This is a genomic window from Parashewanella spongiae, from assembly GCF_004358345.1.
Taxonomy (GTDB): domain Bacteria; phylum Pseudomonadota; class Gammaproteobacteria; order Enterobacterales; family Shewanellaceae; genus Parashewanella; species Parashewanella spongiae.
This window is the reverse complement of the sequence record NZ_CP037952.1, coordinates 2,285,494-2,304,726: the sequence shown is the minus strand read 5'-3', so window position 1 is coordinate 2,304,726 and position 19,233 is coordinate 2,285,494. Positions and strand designations below refer to the sequence as shown.

The 19,233-nt window shown below is 39.7% G+C and carries 13 protein-coding genes and 1 pseudogene; 4 read left to right on the top strand and 10 right to left on the bottom strand.

Going from position 1 to position 19,233, the window contains the following annotated elements; all coding sequences use genetic code 11:
• The first annotated feature begins 49 nt into the window (after positions 1-49).
• Positions 50-853 (top strand): inositol-1-monophosphatase, encoded by an 804-nt coding sequence (gene suhB / locus E2I05_RS08835; protein WP_121854499.1) that lies wholly within the window; start codon positions 50-52, stop codon positions 851-853.
• A gap of 679 nt (positions 854-1,532) precedes the next feature.
• On the opposite strand, the gene E2I05_RS08830 is transcribed toward suhB, so the two are convergent.
• Together E2I05_RS08830 and E2I05_RS08825 are read right to left on the bottom strand one after the other, a co-directional pair.
• Positions 1,533-2,048 (bottom strand): hypothetical protein, encoded by a 516-nt coding sequence (locus E2I05_RS08830; RefSeq protein ID WP_121854498.1) that lies wholly within the window; start codon positions 2,046-2,048, stop codon positions 1,533-1,535.
• Between the two features lie 379 nt (positions 2,049-2,427).
• Entirely contained in the window at positions 2,428-6,444 is a 4,017-nt protein-coding gene (locus E2I05_RS08825; RefSeq protein ID WP_133309575.1) for a pentatricopeptide repeat-containing protein, read from the bottom strand.
• 848 nt (positions 6,445-7,292) lie between these two features.
• On the opposite strand from E2I05_RS08825, the pseudogene E2I05_RS08820 reads away from it, so the two are divergent.
• Positions 7,293-8,003 (top strand): annotated as a pseudogene (locus tag E2I05_RS08820) (reverse transcriptase N-terminal domain-containing protein); the annotation flags it as partial.
• A gap of 570 nt (positions 8,004-8,573) precedes the next feature.
• On the opposite strand, the gene E2I05_RS08810 reads toward E2I05_RS08820, so the two are convergent.
• From E2I05_RS08810 to E2I05_RS08795, 4 genes are all read right to left on the bottom strand, one after another.
• Positions 8,574-8,873, bottom strand: a complete 300-nt coding sequence (locus E2I05_RS08810; RefSeq protein ID WP_121855152.1) for a type II toxin-antitoxin system RelE/ParE family toxin — start codon at positions 8,871-8,873, stop codon at positions 8,574-8,576.
• A gap of 5 nt (positions 8,874-8,878) precedes the next feature.
• On the bottom strand, positions 8,879-9,139 hold the full coding sequence (locus E2I05_RS08805; protein ID WP_121855151.1) for a type II toxin-antitoxin system ParD family antitoxin: 261 nt from the start codon (positions 9,137-9,139) through the stop codon (positions 8,879-8,881).
• 425 nt (positions 9,140-9,564) lie between these two features.
• Positions 9,565-9,900 carry a hypothetical protein gene (locus tag E2I05_RS08800; RefSeq protein WP_121855150.1) on the bottom strand — a complete coding sequence of 112 codons (336 nt, stop codon included), beginning with the start codon at positions 9,898-9,900 and terminating at the stop codon, positions 9,565-9,567.
• Positions 9,901-9,905: 5 nt separating this feature from the next.
• Entirely contained in the window at positions 9,906-10,445 is a 540-nt protein-coding gene (locus E2I05_RS08795; RefSeq protein ID WP_121855149.1) for a cold shock domain-containing protein, read from the bottom strand.
• Between the two features lie 95 nt (positions 10,446-10,540).
• On the opposite strand from E2I05_RS08795, the gene E2I05_RS08790 reads away from it, so the two are divergent.
• Positions 10,541-11,755, top strand: a complete 1,215-nt coding sequence (locus tag E2I05_RS08790) for a peptidase MA family metallohydrolase (RefSeq protein ID WP_170179623.1) — start codon at positions 10,541-10,543, stop codon at positions 11,753-11,755.
• Between the two features lie 398 nt (positions 11,756-12,153).
• Here E2I05_RS08790 and E2I05_RS08785 read toward each other — a convergent pair whose 3' ends face one another.
• Positions 12,154-13,299 (bottom strand): ISAs1 family transposase, encoded by a 1,146-nt coding sequence (locus E2I05_RS08785; RefSeq protein ID WP_133309574.1) that lies wholly within the window; start codon positions 13,297-13,299, stop codon positions 12,154-12,156.
• A 169-nt stretch (positions 13,300-13,468) separates the two neighbouring features.
• Here E2I05_RS08785 and E2I05_RS08780 point away from each other — a divergent pair, with 169 nt between their 5' ends.
• Complete coding sequence (locus E2I05_RS08780; RefSeq protein WP_121855313.1) at positions 13,469-14,356, top strand: hypothetical protein; 888 nt, start codon at positions 13,469-13,471, stop codon at positions 14,354-14,356.
• A 409-nt stretch (positions 14,357-14,765) separates the two neighbouring features.
• On the opposite strand, the gene E2I05_RS08775 is transcribed toward E2I05_RS08780, so the two are convergent.
• The 3 genes from E2I05_RS08775 to E2I05_RS08765 form a co-directional block, all read right to left on the bottom strand.
• Positions 14,766-18,302, bottom strand: a complete 3,537-nt coding sequence (locus E2I05_RS08775; protein ID WP_133309573.1) for a pentatricopeptide repeat-containing protein — start codon at positions 18,300-18,302, stop codon at positions 14,766-14,768.
• Between the two features lie 311 nt (positions 18,303-18,613).
• Positions 18,614-18,898, bottom strand: a complete 285-nt coding sequence (locus tag E2I05_RS08770) for a type II toxin-antitoxin system RelE family toxin (protein WP_121854454.1) — start codon at positions 18,896-18,898, stop codon at positions 18,614-18,616.
• The gene (locus tag E2I05_RS08765) at positions 18,888-19,139 is read right to left on the bottom strand and encodes a type II toxin-antitoxin system Phd/YefM family antitoxin (protein WP_121854455.1); all 252 of its coding nucleotides are present in this window, start codon (positions 19,137-19,139) and stop codon (positions 18,888-18,890) included. The genes E2I05_RS08770 and E2I05_RS08765 overlap by 11 nt, the downstream gene beginning before the upstream one ends.
• Positions 19,140-19,233: the final 94 nt, after the last annotated feature.

Here is a 19,233-nt window from a genome sequence, read left to right as displayed (position 1 = left end):
TATAATTCGCGCTGCTATTTTTTCGTTCTTTAACATCCAGGGGATTGCAATGCATCCAATGCTGACTATTGCCGTTCGCGCAGCTCGCGCCGCCGGCCAAACAATTATGCGCGCTTATACTGAATTAGATCGTATCGAAGTTTCTGAAAAAGGAATTAACGATTTCGTAACTAGTGTAGACAAGGAAGCAGAAGCTGCAATTATTTATCAGATCCGTAAATCTTATCCCGACCACACCATTGTAGGTGAAGAAGGTGGAGAAGATCGCGGTTCAAACAAAGATTTTATGTGGATAGTAGATCCCCTTGATGGAACTAACAACTTTGTTAGAGGCATTCCTCATTTTGCGGTTTCTATTGCATTACAGCAAAAAGGCAAAACTGAAGTTGCAGCAATTTACGATCCTGTACGTGAAGAGCTGTTTACAGCCGTTCGCGGAAAAGGCGCTAAACTTAATGAATTCCGTATCCGTGTTACCAACCCTAATGATTTAAATAACACTATCATTGGCACAGGATTTCCATTCAAAGCACGCCAACATTCTGAAACATACATGAACATTTTTGGTGAAGTATTTAATGAATGTGCAGATCTACGTCGCGCAGGCTCTGCAGCATTAGATTTGGCATATGTTGCCTCAGGCCGTTTAGATGGTTTCTTCGAAATTGGTTTAAAACCATGGGATATTGCGGCCGGTGACTTAATTTGCCGTGAAGCAGGCGGTACTGTTACCGACTTTTCCGGAAACCATAACTACTTGAGTTCTGGAAATATCGTCGCGGGCGCTCCAAAAGTAACAAGTAACTTAGTTAAGACCATCCGACCATTACTAAATGAAGGTCTAAAACGATAAGTTTTCATTCTTTCTTCACAAACAAGCCGAGATTAATATCTTAATGCCGATCGTTATAGCTTAGCTAATTGAACGATTTTCACTAGGCTTCCCAATAGCCACAGCGCAAGTTGTGGCCTATTTTTCTTAAACAAAAATAAACTGTTGTTCGATTGATTTAGGAGAACTGAATTTTAACCCAACTTGCATAGCTCCGTTTGCAATAGCAAGGGCATCATTTCAATCTGTTTTATGACTTTCGACATAAGCTTTAACTTTTCTAGGATTAATGATCCGTGCTTGGTGATGAAATTGCTCTGTATACCGGCTCCAATAATGGCAACGGCAGCAACCTTACATAGACATAATAGATGGCTTAGCTTTGGCTAACTAACAGTTCTTTAAGTTTTGTCTGCTAACAGCTTTATTACTAAGGAGCTCGCTATCAACACTGATATGGCAAACTTGAAAAATGTTTTTAGCGAGATCGATTGCGATAATATTACTGGTCAACATAATGAAACCCTCTGTTCTTTAATGCCGACACTACACCATAGTTCGACGATTAATGGGAGTGGATTCCATACATCAATTTAGAATATTAAAACAAAAATGCATTTAACATTATAATACTGTCGTTGTTCTATGATGTTCATTTTATGATGCGATCATACTAAAAAGTGTGCTCGCTCGTATCAAATTAATGGGCAGACTCCTTCAATACTATCATTCCTGAGTTGAATTTATCCTCGATAAACTCAAGTTCAAACTCATCTTTGAGAAAGCTTATCATTCCATTTTTTAACGTATTATTGCCATGGTACCCAGTTATGATCGATGTGATGTTGGGTTCATTGTTTTGTTTGTGGTAACAAAATAATAGTCTTGCGAAAGCTAATGGAATACCTCGAATATGTGTTCCATCGCCTGAATGTCCTTCGAAGATTTTATCCATATGCAAATCGATACAATGATTCATTAAGCCAACACTTTTTTTATATATTCCTTGTGTTATCCCTTTATCAATCATGCTTGCAAAATTATCTTTTTCAATCGGCGCAAGCTGAGCATGTATTTGTGAAAAAGCACTTATGTCACTTTTGTTCATTATTTCTTCTAAATGCCATATTTCGGTGTCAAATTCCTTAGCCTTAATACATACTTTGATAAAGGCATTGTAAATGGCAACATCAGGCTTGATGCCCCATTGTTGCATTAAGCTGGCTGTAGTTGTGTCGCCATCTCATTACTCAATAAGTGAGTGAATTAACAAGCAAGAAATAACGCACTGAAAAGATAAATTCAAAAATATTCAGCTTTAAGGCATTCTATAAATGTATAACAGAAAATTATCCACCGCACAGGGGAGTCGTTTGGTAGCTCATAACTGTATCTCAGACTCAAAAAAATAATGAAATTGGGCGTAAATTGGTTATATCCAAACTCTTGCCAGCTCGGTCGGCTGGCGCATTTCTGCCTCAAAACCATTTAGAATATTAAAACAAAAACGCATCTAACATTATAATATTGTCGTTGTTCTATGATGTTTATTTTATGATGCGATCATACTAAAAAGTGTGCTCGCTAGTATCAAATTAATGGGTAGACTCGCTCAATACTATTACTCCTGAGTTGAATTTATCCTCGATAAACTCAAGTCCAAATTCATCTTTGAGAAAACTTATCATTCCATTTTTTAACGTATTATTGCCATGGTATCCAGTTATGATCGATTTTATGTTGGGTTCATTGTTTTTTTTGTGGTAACAAAATAATAGTTTTGCGAAAGCTAGTGGAACACCTCGAATATGTGTACCATTGCCTGAATGTTCTTCGAAGATTTTATCCATATGCAAATCGATACAATGATTCATTAAGCCAACATTTTTTTTATATATTCCTTGTGTTATCCCTTTATCAATCAAGCTTGCGAAATTATCTTTTTCAAGCGGCGCAAGTTGAGCATGTATTTGTGAAGGAGTACTCATGTTACATTCGTTCATTATTTTTTCTAAATACCATATTCCAATGTCAAATTCCTTTGCATTAATACATACTTTAGTAAAGGCATTGTAAATGGCTACATCAGGCTTGATGCCCCATTGTTGCATTAAGCTGGGTGTAGTTGTGTCGACATCACCCAACACCAATGATTTGGCTTCTGCATAACGTCCCGCTTCAGCGCAGGCCGTCAGCAAATTTATGCAGGTGATTTGATTGGCCTTTAATGACAAATGAGATGCCATCACGAGCTTATCACCACACACCAGTTGCCAAGCACTATCAAACTGGCTAGTTTTAGCACATACCGTGATAAAAGCATTGTAAATGGCAATATCAGGCTTGATGCCCCATTGCTGCATTAAGCTGGCTGTAGCTTTAGTTGTAGCTGTAGCTGTATCGCCCAACACCAATGATTTGGCTTCTGCATAACGCCCCGCTTCAGCGCAGGCCGTCAGCAAATTCATGCAGGTGATTTGGTTAGCCTTTAATGGCAAATGAGGTGCCATCACGGGCTTATCACCACACACCAGTTGCCAAGCACTATCAAACTGGCTAGTTTTAGCACATACCGTGATAAAGGCGCTGTAAATAGCAACATCAGGCTTGATGCCCCATTGCTGCATTAAGCTGGCTGTAGTTGTAGTACCATCGCCCAACACCAATGATTTAGCTTCTGTAAAACGTTCCATTTCAGCGCAGGCAGCCAGCAAATTCATGCAGGTAATTGAATCTGCCTTTAGTGGCAGATGAGGTGCCATCACTGGCTTGTCACCACACACCAGTTGCCAAGCACTATCAAACTGGCTAGTTTTAGCGCATACCTTGATAAAGGTGCTATAAACGGCAACATCAGGCTTGATCTTCCATTGCTGCATTAAACTGGCTGTAGTTGTATCGCCCAACACCAATAATTTGGCTTCTGCGTAACGCCCCGCTTCAGCGCAGGCCGTCAGCAAATTCGTGCAGGTGATTTGATTGGCCTTTAATGGCAAATGAGGTGCCATCACGGGCTTATCACCGCACACCAGTTGCCAAGCACTATCAAACTGGCCAGTTTCAACGCATACCGTGATAAAGGCATTGTAAATGGCAACATTAGGCTTGATGCCCCATTTTTGCATTAAGCTGGCTGTAGCTGTATCGCCATCGCCCAACACCAATGATTTGGCTTCTGTAAAACGCTCCATTTCAGCGCAGGCTGCCAGCAAATTCATGCAGGTGATTAAATCTGCCTTTAGTGGTAGATGAGGTGCCATCACAGGCTTATCACCACACACCAGTTGCCAAGCACTATCAAACTGGCCCGTTTTAACGCATACCGCGATAAAAGCACTGTAAATGGCAACATTAGGCTTGATGTCCCACTGCTGCATTAAGCTGGCTGTAGCTGTATCGCCCAAAACTAATGATTTGGCTTCTGTATAACGACCCGCTTCAGCGCAGGCCGTCAGCAAATTCGTGCAGGTGATTGAATCTGCTTTCAGTGGTAGATGAGGAGCCATCACAGGCTTATCACCACACACCAGTTGCCAAGCACTATCAAACTGGCCAGTTTTAGCGCATACCGTGATAAAGGCACTGTAAATGGCAACATTAGGCATGATGTCCCACTGCTGCATTAAACTGGCTGTATCGCCATTGTCCAACACCAATAATTTGGCTGCTGCATAACGCCCCGCTTCAGCGCAGGCAGCCAGCAAATTCATGCAGGTGATTTGATTGGCTTTTAATGGAAAATGAGGTGCCATCACAGGCTTATCACCACACACCAGTTGCCAAGCACTATCAAACTGGCTAGTTTTAGCGCATACCGTGATAAAGGCACTGTAAATGGCAACATTAGGCATGATGTCCCACTGCTGCATTAAACTGGCTGTATCGCCATTGTCCAACACCAATAATTTGGCTTCTGCATAACGCCCCGCTTCAGCGCAGGCAGCCAGCAAATTCATGCAGGTGATTTGATTGGCTTTTAATGGAAAATGAGGTGCCATCACAGGCTTATCACCACACACCAGTTGCCAAGCACTATCAAACTGGCCAGTTTTAGCGCATACCGTGATAAAAGCATTGTAAATAGCAACATTAGGCTTGATGCCCCACTGTTGCATTAAGCTGGCTGTAGCTGTAGCTGTATCGCCATCGCCTAACACCAATGATTTGGCTTCTGCATAACGCCCCGTTTCAGCGCAGGCCGTCAGCAAATTCATACAGGTAATTGAATCTGCCTTTAGTGGTAGGTGAGGTGCCATCACGGGTTTATCACCACACACCAGTTGCCAAGCACTATCAAACTGACCCGTTTTAGCGCATACCGTAATAAAGGCGCTGTAAATGGCAACGTTAAGCTTGATGCCCCATTGTTGCATTAAGCTAGCTGTAGCGCCATCGCCCAACACCAATGATGTGGCTTCTGCATAACGCTCCATTTCAGCGCAGGCAGCCAGCAAATTCATGCAGGTGATTTGATTGGCTTTTAATGGCAAATGAGGTGCCATCACGAGTTTATCACCACACACCAGTTGCCAAGCACTATCAAACTGGCCAGTTTTAGCGCATACCGTGATGAAGGCATTGTAAATGGCATCATCAGGCTTGATGCTCCATTGTTGCATTAAGCTGGCTGTATCTGTATCGCCCAACACCAATGATTTGGCTTCTGCATAACGCTCCGTTTCAGCGCAGGCCGTCAGCAAATTCATGCAGGTGATTTGATTGGCTTTTAATAGCAAATGAGGTGCCATCACGGGCTTATCACCACACACTAGGTGCCAAGCACTATCAAACTGGCCAGTTTTAGCGCATACCGTGATAAAAGCATTGTAAATGGCAACATTAGGCTTGATGCCCCATTGCAGCATTAAGCTGGCTTCAGCTGCATTGCCTAGCACCAATCTTTTACCATCTGAAAAATTTAGATTTAACTTAATTAATTTCAGTAATAGGATGCATGTTTTCGCTTCATAGGACGATTTAAATCGTGTTATGTCATTAAAAACGCCGTCGAAATTAGATGAACGGCTGTCAGAAAACTCAGCCGCTTTGTGTAAAAATTTATGAATTAACCTTATGTCCCATGATGTTTCCATGACCTGTTTGTCGTTATTTAGGCTGTAAATGATTTCAATAAGCTGAGAAAGTTTAGTGCAACCACCAATTAATGCATTTAACTCAATACCCAGTTGATTTTTGCTTCTCTGTTTAAGTTTCCAAGAATGAATAAGCCCACTGGTTTGAGTAAAAAAAGAATTAGGGGAGGAAGATGGTTGCTGTATTTGCTTGGGATACTGAATGCTCGATTTTGGAGTAATGGATCGGGGCTCAGTTGCAAAGCGTCGGCAAGCATTACTTGGCTTCTTACAATAATGAGCATCTTGTGTACAAGAGTTAAAGCGAGTCGACGATGATTTATTGTTGAAAAAATCATACAGCTTTTGTCTATTGGTTTTGCTTAACCTTTGATAACACTGTTGTAAGTTTTCATCACCATCAAACCTTGAAACCTCAAAGTTCAGATAGGATATGGCTTCGCTTGGGTATTCTTGGAGACTTTTGAGCATGAATCTATATATTGATTGTTGCTCAGCAGGTGTGCGCACTGTCGCCATCACATTACTCAATAAGTGAGTGAATTAACAAGCTAAGAAATAACGCACTGAAATGATAAATACAAAAATATTCAGCTTTAAGGCATTCTATAAATGTATAACAGAAAATTATCTACTGAACAGAGGAGCCGTTTCATAATTCATAGTTGCCCTTCAGACTCAAAAATAATGAAATTGAACGTGTATTGGTTTTATCCCTCCTTTGCCAACTTGGTCGGCTGGCGCACGTCCATTGGCGAGTCTGTTCTGAACATTAACTAACTCGGCTTTGCCCGTGCGACGTGATGTCGCATGAAGTGCTGTTCACCACTATAGCGTGAACCACCTGTATCACCAGGTGATCCTAGGGCTCTGAATAAAGCAGCGAGCCTGACAACGTAACAAAGTCTTTTTTTAGACGGGAAAATAATCGTGAGATGACGTTCCTCCTGATAACCACATCAATCGGGTAAGTGCTAGGGAGTCAGTATGATGAATGTAAGTGAATCCACAAAGGTGCGTTATTTCACAAATAGCGGAAGTGGTTGATACGCTGTAGCCAAAAGGCAACGAGAGCAGGAAAGAAATTTGTGTGTGTTCTTTCGTGATCAACAAGCTCTCCGCATTATAGTGGGCATCTAACCTGACATCACGTGACATACGGAACACGGTAAGCCTGTATCGCTCCCTTTGGGAAAGCTGACTGCAAAGCCAGCCGATAGCAATGCAGGTAAAGGAGGCTGGAGAAAGCAAATGCTGCATTGTAATGATGCAGATACAGATTTATATCTGACACTAAAGTGAGCCCACTTCCAGCTGGTCTCCCGTTGCAAGATAGTTTGAGGAACTTTATTTATGAAGAAACGCAAATGATGACTTCATCAGAAGTTAGTGCCTCTTCGCACAGTGCAAAATGGCAAGCCATAAATTGGAAAGCGATTAAGCAACATGTATTAAAGCTTCAAATGCGTATTGCAAAAGCAACTAGAGAAGGTAAACGAGGCAAAGTTAAAGCTTTGCAATGGATACTGACTCACTCTACATCAGCAAAATTACTTGCTGTTAAACGAGTATCACAAAACAAAGGCAGTAAAACGCCAGGAATAGACGGCATCATTTGGAACACCGATGCCCGTCGCATGACTGTGGCCAATCAACTGAGTCGAAAAGGCTACAAAGCTAAACCACTCAGACGTATCTACATCCCCAAGAAAAACGGCAAACTCAGGCCATTAGGTATTCCGTGCATGGATGATAGAGCGCAACAAGCGTTGTATCTTCTAGCATTGGAGCCAATATCTGAAACCGTTTCCGACGCTAACAGCTATGGGGTTAGACCAAACCGTAGTACCGCCGATGCAATTGAACAATGTTTTATTTGTTTAAGTCGCAAAAACTCTGCGCAATGGGTTCTTGAGGGTGACATCAAAGCGTGCTTTGACAAGATTGGTCATCAATGGCTAATTGACAACATCCAACTGGATAAAAGGATGTTAAAGCAATGGCTAGGATGTGGTTTTATCGACAAGGGACTTTTCTACAAAACGGCAGAAGGAACACCGCAAGGTGGAATAATCTCGATACATACCAACGGCAGTGAAAACGATTTCGAGAACATGTCAAAAGGCGAAAAGTAAGTGGTGGAACAAGAAGTGATTTAGGACGCCAATGTCGAGACACCTTTTCGAGTTTGCGCAAAACCTGCCAAAAACAAAACTTGTCATTTTGGGCGTTTTTTAAATGACAGGCTTTCTCTTAAAAACACTATCCCTTTACTGGGAGACTTGGTGCTGAAAGGGGCTCGAACTACCACAACTTATTGAGTAGTTACGGAAATATAATTTAACTGATTGATATTAATATTTTTTAGGCCATAAAAAAGACGTCCTAGGACGTCTCAATTATGAAATTTGGCGGTGAGCGAGAGATTCGACTTTAACATGTAACCAATTGAAATAACCGAAGGTTTCAATTGCAGAAAATCAGAATCATACACTCAGTCATACATCAAAAATAAATCTAACTTAAAATCACTCATAAAATGACAAAACAGAGTCAACTGAAAATTTTCTGCAAGTACTCACCCTACAAAACCGCATTTAACAGATATTCGAATGATGTCGTAATGACTTCTATTTTTCTAGAATGATTTACAGAATATGTCTTTGTGGATCTTGGCGTTCATGCAGAATACGAATAATCTCTATTTTTTCAGACTCAACACGATAAAATATCATGTGCTTTTCTGATGGAAAACTTCTAATATTAGGCAGTAATATTGAGCGTTCTACGCCCATGAAAGGCTGTTCGGTTAGTGAATACAAATGCGATTTCAAGGTATCAATGTATACGGTAGCAACCTTGCTGCCCCAATTTAATAATCCATAACGATAAATATCTTGTATGTCCACCTTGGCAATGGGAGATAATACTAAGTTCAATGCAGTCATATGTATTACTGACCTTTGATTTCATCAAACAATTGATCAAGCTCAGCCTTGGTGTTAATCGCTATACCCTGCCCTGCATCAAGTTGCTCCACTCCAACTTTTAATTGCTCACGTAGCTTTGATAGTTTGAGTTCGTTGATCCAATCTTCATGAAGATCCATGAAACGAAGTGCTTCACGAACAACTTCGCTCGCGTTGTTGTACAGACCACTTTCAACTTTAGACTTTACCCGAGACTCTAACTCAGGAGTGAGTGATACATGCATGTTCTTCTCCTACTGGTTCTCATTTAGTAATGTAATTATAAATACAAAGATTGTCAATGTTTGTATCTATTCAAATCTGTGAAATTTTTTTAGTGTTTTCAGGAAATGGGTAACGAAGGTAATTAATGCCAGTTAACACTACTAACCTACAGAATAATAACAACTTTATTATTACAGTAAATAGGTAATATATGGGTAATCTGTGAGTAATTTAATTACCTTATGCAACAGTAATATTCTCATATTGAAAAGGCTTATATATCAATGACATTACCTTTTTAGTTACCCAAAATCACCTTTCGAAGGTAACTATGACATTTGATTTAAAACAGATAGTTAAAGCAAGGCTTTAAGCTCAATTACCTACATTACCCGATGCCGAAATGATGAGAGAGATTTTTTAATTTCAGTAATGCAAAGCTGGATTAGCTGAACCCTGCTGCTAGTAAAAGAGCGAGTCGCTTAATTATACTGACAATAAAAGTAATGATGCTATAACGCCGCAGCTTAGGAAAAAGATTGCTACACACTACATTTTCACCAGATCTTGATAATAAAAAACTACTCAATGGTATGAGTAGCACTTTCAAAACATATTGCTCTTCCAATATTTCCAGCTTCATTTTTGAGTATGGCTTCCAGAGCGTTTTTTTATACAAAGTCGTTCCATCGTGCGTTACAGATAAAACACCTGATAACCAATTATATTGAAACTTCACATCTTCATTTGATAACTTCAGCGTTCTTTTATGCCGCAACATTCAAATTACCATCCTGTACACCATTGTCGCTCACAGGGAGTGCCATCATGATCGCCATCAATTTTTGTATTTGGGCAGTTGCTCAAATAGTATTCAGCCTCTTCGCAGGAAGTCATTTCTGAACAATGTTGTTTACCTTGGCAACTAAAATTTTGTGATTTTTCAAACCAAGTATCAACGGGTTCAGCCGTCAAACTTTTGTTTTCAACTTGCTCTGTAGATAATGTAAATTTCTGATAAATAAAAACAGCAGCTAGAACAACAGCGATCAAGATCAATTTTGAGAGAAAGCGACTATTATTTTTATGTCTGCGATTCGTGGGTTTATTTTTAAACGCTACACCTTGAATCCTGCAGTTTGTAGCTCTGAACTTGCCATCATCTTGTTTAGTAACATCAAAATAAATTACATCGCCATTTTTAGGGCTTCTTTGCATATGTTTCAATGACGAGATATGTATAAATACATCACTTTTCACTTCATTTGATGAAATAAAGCCAAAGCCTCGTCTATCATTCCATGATTTTAATTGTCCTTGATACATCAACAGCTCACTTCTGACTTTCAAAAAAATGAAGACTACAGAATTCAAATGTTACTCGCAACTCATTGATAAGCCCACGAAAGAATTGCGCCACTGTGCAAACTTCAAGTATCATACATTTTTATCGAAGCAGTATTGAGTACATGGAACGTAAATTCAGTCGCTATCTTTTATTTGTAATTTCAGTATTTATTATTGCTCTTTGGGTCGACCACTACCAAGGCAAGTGGCTCAACAATTACATCACCCATTGGTTAAAAAATGTGGTCAATTTTTTTGAAGAAAGCGACGATAACCCACAATCAAAATCCAGTGGTTCTGCGAGCAATAAAGCAGCTGGCAACACCCATGACCGCCCTGCTTTAATCAAACCTAACATCCAACCCGAATATGTAAATGAGCTTCATAATACCACCTGCTCTAATGCAGTTATCACTGATAAACAGATGGCCGAGCGTACAAATAAACAGAAAAACAACCTCATATTTTCGTGGGAAGACGATAATGGTGTGACCCATTTTTCTGATACGTTATATGGCAGCAATGGAAAATCTCAAGTCCACGAACAATACCGCATTGAGCTAAAGCCATTTGAATTATCCATTGTAAGCAAAAAAACTCTGCCTATTAATTTCAAGCGTGACATCACTGTTGGTATTAAGAAAATTTATGAAATAATCAGCAGTTACATTGATAAAAAATACATTAAGCCCGTCAATGTAAATCTCCAATTTTCACACTCAAAACGAGCGTACCAAGCCATTCAACACAAAAAGGCACCAGGATTAGGCGCTAGTCAAGGCTTTTACAGCGGTAAACATAATTTAGCCATGGTTTGGTATAAAAATGCTGAGCAAGCAAAGCAAACTGCACTTCATGAATCAGCTCATGTGATCAACTCTGGCTTATTTGGCTCAACACCCCGTTGGTTGAACGAAGGGTTAGCCGAATACTTTGAAACTGTTAAAATAATGGGCTTGGCAGCAAAAATATCACCTCTCGACTGGAAAAATGATGCATCAGTAAAGCGCATTTCGCTCTCTACCTTGTTAAACGGTACCAACCAGCATTGGAGTGGCAAAAACCAATCAATAATGTATTCGGCCTCACACTCATTTGTTCATTTTTTAATGAGTACACCTAAAGGTAAAAAACTCATAAAAAACATATTTCAGCATCTTGCTCAAACACGTTGCGCAACATCGAACATCAAACAGTTTTTCAAGAAGTACCCGAGAGGTATTAAAGGGCTAGAGAGAGATTGGCACAACTGGATGCAGAAAGGAAAGTATCGAACGCAATCTTTTTGAGGTAAAAGGCCTACTGTTGTTGCTGGCACGGTTTTGCCCATTGTGTGCTGGAAACGAACATTCATTGCGATACTATTTCTAATGTTTACTCGTTAAAAATCATATTCTTTGGAACGATTATTTTATGACATAGCAGACCTAATGATTAACTTTTATAGTGGTTCGTGCTATAAATTTGCTTCAAGTGCTGATGTAGTGAAAATCACAATTTGTTAACTGACTTAAACCAGCCATTTTCCGCCAAGTTATGCACAGCTTTCAAGCCGTTCGCTCTATGTGGATGTCGAGTGGCTTTTCGGCATGCGCGCAAGAAGGCGTTATGGTAAATGCAGTAGATAATTATCACTGCATTTAACGTTATTTAGTTACTATCGATGTGCTAAATATGCAGGGCGGGATTATGCTTTGATGAAATATTCACCAAACAAAATCTCAGCCCTAAATTTTGCATCCCAGCAGGCTCTCTGCATCTTGCCAGCAACACTGTCTTTTGAAGAGTGACTTTTAACTAAGTTCAAAATCTTTCTTCTGATTATAGCCAAATTTTTTGCACCATCATCAGCATAAATTTTACAGGCATCCTCTTTAAAAGTGACATCGAGAACCCAATGCTGACTATTTTCAATTGCCCAATGCTTCCGTATATATTTAGCTATATCTTTCACATCACTGGCTAACGAAGTTATGTAGTAAGACGTTTCTTGACTTGATTTATTCTTCAGCTCTCGCATTCGAGTGACTTCAACAACGGCATGACTGCCTACAAATTTAGCTGTTTCGTCAAACCAATTTGTAATTGGCAAAAGGCGATAATGTCTTTCATTAATTCGTCCGTGCTCACCGTCTAATTCTGTAAAGTGATTCTTTTTTAAAAGCTCTGGTGTATCTCTATAGCACTTATGAAAATAAGCTTCAATTTCAGCAAGTAATTTACCTTGATTCTTTTTCACTTGAAGAACGTAATCACCTTTTCCCTCACGTATTAAGGCTGTAGTTTCTTTCTGGCAGTGCATGGCGTCAGCGGTAATAACTGCATTTTCAATGTCCATGTGTTTTAGCATGGATTGCATTACAGGGATTTCGTTCGTTTTAGTCGACGTTTCTTTTTGACGTATTATCAGTCCATTATCCACAACCATTGCCGTCATTAGTTGAAGCGCTGCTACGTTATCCCCGTGCTTAGAACCACAAGCCACTTTACCATCAAAGCTGATATGCTCTTTACCATCTCGTTCCCGTAATGTGTTGGAAAAGTTAATAAAGCAAGACATCATACTTTCGGCTTTAACACCTCTAATTATTCTTCCAATTGAATGTCTTGTCGGGATACCGTTACTAAATGGACGGTATTGTCTTAACCAATCTAATTGAGCTTCCCCAAAAATGTTGATGGCTTTCCACCCTGTCGCACCGCAAAGCACTGCGGCAATAGTAAGAAAAATAATATCCGCTAAATCATACTCTTTATTGGCTTCTACACGATGGTCTTCAATTTGCTCAATCTCTTTCATTACGTCCATAATCAGGCTCAAATCAGTATTCATTTGTCGATCTGATCATCGTTATAGAGGAAAGTTCAAAATTTCTTTAATTATTTTTTTCAAGACCTAAAGCGCGATCCCGCCCTGGCTAAATATGCTCTTAATAAATTTGTTATCAAATTGTTTATTATAAGATATTATTGAAGTTTAAAAATAAATATTGGGTTTTAGATTGAGAATAATATTAACAATTATCGCCTGTGTTTTAACCGCTTCATGTTCAAATTCCTCAAGTTTGCCTTACTTCATTGAAAAAGTGGCAAATGATAAAATAAATGGAAGCGTTGTAACTAACAGAGAAAACGAAACAATTGAATTATGGCTTAAAGGAAAAAAAAGAAGTGAAGGTAAGATAAAAATATTAGACGAAGACGGTTTGAATCATAAGATGATAGGCTTTCATGAAATTGAGTTAAACGCTGCTTTAAACTTAGAGTTAAAAGTTGGTGTTTTAAACGAAAACATTACCCTTCCTCAAAAAGAATTTTTACTTTTATATTTAGCCATCCAATCTATTGAATTGCCATATAAAGAAATAGTTTTACTTCAAAATGAAGGCCATTACGATTATTTTAGATATGTTTATACTTTGGGAGAAAAATCAAAAACTTTGTACTTACCTATAGATTTATCACTAGACAAGAAGTCTTTATCCATAAAGCTAGGCACAATAATTCATGAATTAAACCATTTTAGTTCAGCTATAAAATCAGCTTTCGAACGTAAACCTTTAGCTTTAACATGGAGAGATGAGTATAACAGTCATAGAAAATCTCAATGTTTTAATTATTGGGGATTAAGAAGAGAAAATAAAAAACTTAATTTAAATGTGATAAATCCAGCACCAGAATCTATATTTAACATGTCAAAATTGCATTTGAAAAAAATAAATAAGCTGCCTGAACAATATCTTTTATCACAACAAGCTCAGTCTCTAGTGATAGAGCATATTAACGAATTTGGTGATAGTTATTGTGATTTTTTGTTCCCTGAGGTCTTTGATAGAAAATCCCTTAAAAAATTAATAATATCAAATAAATTCCCTGCGTTAGTTAACTAATTATAGTCCTTTATTTACCATAACCCTCGTTGTGCGCAGCGCTGTTACACAAGCCCTAAGTTGAATTTTTAGGGCTAGCTGTGGCTTTTATCAATTTGATGTTAGTAATTTGGTTTTAGAGATACTTTTTCTAATGCAATCTATTGATTACGAATTGAAACCGAAACTCATTTATGTCCAAAAACGAGTCAACCATATGATATTATTTAATTTGTATCTCATTTAAATTGGTTCATTTATAGAATCATTTAAAGTGAGCAACATAGCTTTATTAAATCACTTAATCTGAGCAACTAATTTGATAAAAGCGATTATTGTGAGCAAGCTCGTTTTTATAAAGTCATTTATTGTGAGCAGAAAATGACGGATAAATGCGAGCAAACCGATTTATAAATGCAAGCAACTACAGTTAATGGGCAGACTTGCTCAATACTATCATTCCTGAGTTGAATTCATCCTCGATAAACTCAAGTCCAAATTCATCTTTGAGAAAACTTATCATTCCATTTTTTAACGTATTATTGCCATGGTATCCAGTTATGATCGATGTTATGTTGGGTTCATTGTTTTGTTTGTGGTAACAAAATAATAGTTTTGCGAAAGCTAATGGAACACCTCGAATATGTGTACCATCACCTGAATCTCCTTCGAAGATTTTATCCATATGCAAATCGATACAATGATTCATTAAGCCAACATTTTTTTTATATATTCCTTGTGTTATCCCTTTATCAATCATGCTTGCGAAATTATCTTTTTCAAGTGGCGCAAGTTGAGCATGTATTTGTGAAAGAGTACTCATGTTACACCTGTTTATTATTTCTTCTAAATACCATATTCCAGTGCCTAACTCCTTAGCCTTAATACATACTTTAATAAAGGCATTGTAAATGGCAACATCAGGCTTGATGTCCCATTGTTTCATTAAGCTGGCTGTAGCTGTATCGCCATCGCCATCGCCATCGCCCAACACTAATGATTTGGCTTCGGCATAACGCCCCGCTTCAGCGCAGGCCGTCAGTAAATTCAGGCAGGTGATTCGATTGGCTATTAATGGCAAATGAGGTGCCATCACGGGCTTATCACCACACACCAGTTGCCAAGCACTATCAAACAGGCCCGTTTTAGCGCATACCGTGATAAAGGCATTGTAAGTGGCAACATCAGCCTTGATGCCCCATTGTTGCATTAAGCTGGCTGTATCGCCATCGCCCAATACCAATGATTTGGCTTCTGCATAACGTCCCGCTTCAGCGCAGGCAGCCAGCAAATTCATGCAGGTGATTGAATCTGCCTTTAATGGTAGATGAGGTGCCATCACGGGCTTATCACCACACACCAGTTGCCAAGCTCTATCAAACTGACCCGTTTTAGCGCATACCGTGATAAAGGCACTGTAAATGGCAACATCAGGGTTGATGCCCCACTGCTGCATTAAGCTGGCTGTAGCTGTAGCACCATCGCCCAACACCAATGACTTGGCTTCGGTAAAACGCCCCGTTTCAGCGCAGGCCGTCAGCAAATTCATGCAGGTGATTGAATCTGCCTTTAGTGGTAGATGAGGTGCCATCACGGGCTTATCACCACACACCAGTTGCCAAGCACTATCAAACTGGCCAGTTTTAGCGCACACCGTGATAAAGGCGCTGTAAATGGCAATATCAGGCTTGATGCCCCATTGTTGCATTAAGCTGGCTGTAGTTGTGTCGCCATCACCCAACACCAATGATTTGGCTTCTGTATAACGCCCCGTTTCAGCGCAGGCCGTCAGCAAATTTATGCAGGTGATTTGATTGGCTTTTAATGGCCAATGAGGTGCCATTATAGGCTCGTCACCACACACCAGTTGCCAAGCGCTATCAAGCTGGCCAGTTTTAGCACATACCGTGATAAAGGAATTGTAAATGGCGACATCAGGCTTGATGCCCCATTGCTGCATTAAACTGGCTGTTGCTTTAGCTGTATCGCCCAACACCAATGATTTGGCTTCTGCATAACGCTCCGCTTCAGCGCAGGCAGCCAGCAAATTCATGCAGGTGATTAGATTGGCTTTTAATGACAAATGAGGTGCCATCACTGGCTTATTACCACACGTCAGTCGCCAAGCGCTATCAAACTGACCCGTTTTAGCACATACCGTGATAAAGGCATTGTAAATGGCAACATTAGGTTTGATGCCCCATTGTTGCATTAAGCTGGCTGTATCACTATCACCCAACACCAATGATTTGGCTTCGGCATAACGTCCATTCTCAGCGCAGGCAGCCAGCAAATTCATGCAGGTGATTTGATCGGCTTTTAATGACCAATGAGGTGCCATCACGGGCTTATCACCACATACCAGTTGCCAAGCATTATCAAACTGGCCAGTTTTAGCGCATACCGTGATAAAGGCATTGTAAATGGCAACATTAGGCTTGATGTCCCACTGCTCCATTAAGCTGTCTGTAGCTGTATTGCCATCGCCCAATACCAATGATTTGGCTTCTGCATAACGCCTCGATTCAGCGCAGGCCGTCAGTAAATTCGTGCAGGTGATTGAATCTACCTTTAGTGGTAGATGAGGTGCCATCACGGGCTTATTACCACACACCAGTTGCCAAGCACTATCAAACTGGCCAGTTTTAGCGCATACCGTGATAAAGGCGCTGTAAACAGCAACATTAGGCTTGATGCCCCATTGTTGTATCAAGCTGGCTGTATCTGTATCGTCATCGCCTAACACCAATGACTTGGCTTCTGCATAATGCCCCGCTTCAGCGCAGGCAGCCAGCAAATTCAGACAGGTGATTGAATCTGCCTTTAGTGGTAGATGAGGTGCCATCACGGGCTTATCACCACACACCAATAGCCAAGCACTATCAAACTGGCCTGTTTTAGCGCATACCTTGATAAAGGCGCTGTATACGGCAACATCAGGCTTGATGCCCCATTGTTGCATTAAGCTGGCTGTATCTGTATCGCCATTGTCATCGGCCAACACCAATGATTTGGCTTCGGCATAACGCTCCGTTTCAGCGCAGGCCGTCAGCAAATTCATGCAGGTGATTTGATTGGCTTTTAATAGCAAATGAGGTGCCATCACGGGCTTATCACCACACACTAGGTGCCAAGCACTATCAAACTGGCCAGTTTTAGCGCATACCGTGATAAAAGCATTGTAAATGGCAACATTAGGCTTGATGCCCCATTGCAGCATTAAGCTGGCTTCAGCTGCATTGCCTAGCACCAATCTTTTACCATCTGAAAAATTTAGATTTAACTTAATTAATTTCAGTAATAGGATGCATGTTTTCGCTTCATAGGACGATTTAAATCGTGTTATGTCATTAAAAACGCCGTCGAAATTAGATGAACGGCTGTCAGAAAACTCGGCGGCTTTGTGTAACAATTTATGGATTAATCTTATGTTCCATGATGTTTCCATGACCAGTTTATCGTTATTTAGGCTGTGAATGATTTCAATAAGCTGAGAAAGTTTAGTGCAACCACCAATTAATGCATTTAACTCAATACCCAGTTGATTTTTGCTTCTCTGTTTAAGTTTCCAAGAATGAATAAGCCCACTGGTTTGAGTAAAAAAGGGATCAGGGGAGGAAAGTGGTTGCTGTATTTGCTTGGGATACTGAATGCTCGATTTTGGAGTAATGGATCGGGGCTCAGTTGCAAAACGTCGGCAAGCATTACTTGGCTTCTTACAATAATGAGCATCTTGTGTACGAGAGTTAAAGCGAGTCGACGATGATTTATTGTTGAAAAAATCATACAGCTTTTGTCTATTGGTTTTGCTTAACCTTTGATAACCCTGTTGTAACTCTTCATTATCATCAAACCTTGAAACCTCAAAGTTAAGATAGGATATGGCTTCGCTTGGGTATTCTTGGAGGCTTTTGAGCATGAATCTATATATTGATTGTTGCTCAGCAGGAGTGCGCACTGTCGTCATCACATTACTCAATAAGTGAGTGAATTAACAAGCTAAGAAATAACGCACTGAAATGATAAATACAAAAATATTCAGCTTTAAGGCATTCTATAAATGTATAACAAAAAAATATCCACCGTACAGGGGAGCCGTTTCATAGCTCATAGTTGTATCTCAGACTCAAAAAAATAATTAAATTGAGCGTAAATTGGTTTTGCTCCTCCCTTGCCAACTTGGTCGGCTAGCGTATTTCTGTCCAGAAACGTGTTTCGTTCGGTAAAAATATTTCTATACTAGTGCCATTAGAGGTAAACCTCTCTCCTACTCTAGCACTAACAGCGGGAAGCTAGCTTTTTATAAACTTGATTCTTATCTCGCTTGCCAACGGCCAGAACATAGACCACAATTTCGTCATCAATGACTTCATACGCCAGTCGATAACCTGCGGTTCTGAGTTTAATTTTATAAACTGATTCATAGCCTTTGAGTTTTGCTGCTGGTACATGCGGATTTTCTAATCGCTCTATGAGCTTTTTCTTAAACTGTTTTTGTATTGGAGCGCCCAACTTACCCCACTCTTTTTGTGCGGCAGGAAGAAACTTTAACTTATAAGTCATTAATATCTACTTCTACTGCCTGGGTTAAATCAGCTCGCCTTTCTTTGACAATTTCACCAAGTTCAACGTCATCCAAAGCATCCATAAGATACTCGTAAGTTTCAGCAGGTACTAAGTAAGCCGTAGGTTTGTTATGATTTAAAATTGCAATTGCTGAACCATCAGCTTCGTTTAGCAATGCTGTTGGATTTTGTTTAAGTTCAGAAATACTTGCTGAACAATCAGCTAAAATTTGTCTCATATATCACCAATAAAGGTCTAAAATCAGTACTTATTTTAGACCTTTATAAACGAAAGAGCTAGTAGTTAAATTCTTTGAATCTATCTAGGAATGA

Excerpts from the sequence above, each read along its gene's own strand:
- E2I05_RS08810 (WP_121855152.1), bottom strand. The coding sequence starts at position 8,873 with ATGACTGCATTGAACTTAGTATTATCTCCCATTGCCAAGGTGGACATA.
- E2I05_RS08800 (WP_121855150.1), bottom strand. The coding sequence starts at position 9,900 with ATGTTGCGGCATAAAAGAACGCTGAAGTTATCAAATGAAGATGTGAAG.
- E2I05_RS08785 (WP_133309574.1), bottom strand. The coding sequence starts at position 13,299 with ATGAATACTGATTTGAGCCTGATTATGGACGTAATGAAAGAGATTGAG.
- E2I05_RS08795 (WP_121855149.1), bottom strand. The coding sequence starts at position 10,445 with ATGTATCAAGGACAATTAAAATCATGGAATGATAGACGAGGCTTTGGC.
- E2I05_RS08805 (WP_121855151.1), bottom strand. The coding sequence starts at position 9,139 with ATGCATGTATCACTCACTCCTGAGTTAGAGTCTCGGGTAAAGTCTAAA.
- E2I05_RS08775 (WP_133309573.1), bottom strand. The coding sequence starts at position 18,302 with ATGACGACAGTGCGCACTCCTGCTGAGCAACAATCAATATATAGATTC.
- E2I05_RS08765 (WP_121854455.1), bottom strand. The coding sequence starts at position 19,139 with ATGAGACAAATTTTAGCTGATTGTTCAGCAAGTATTTCTGAACTTAAA.
- E2I05_RS08830 (WP_121854498.1), bottom strand. The coding sequence starts at position 2,048 with ATGCAACAATGGGGCATCAAGCCTGATGTTGCCATTTACAATGCCTTT.
- E2I05_RS08770 (WP_121854454.1), bottom strand. The coding sequence starts at position 18,898 with ATGACTTATAAGTTAAAGTTTCTTCCTGCCGCACAAAAAGAGTGGGGT.
- E2I05_RS08825 (WP_133309575.1), bottom strand. The coding sequence starts at position 6,444 with ATGGCGACAGTGCGCACACCTGCTGAGCAACAATCAATATATAGATTC.
- suhB (WP_121854499.1), top strand. The coding sequence starts at position 50 with ATGCATCCAATGCTGACTATTGCCGTTCGCGCAGCTCGCGCCGCCGGC.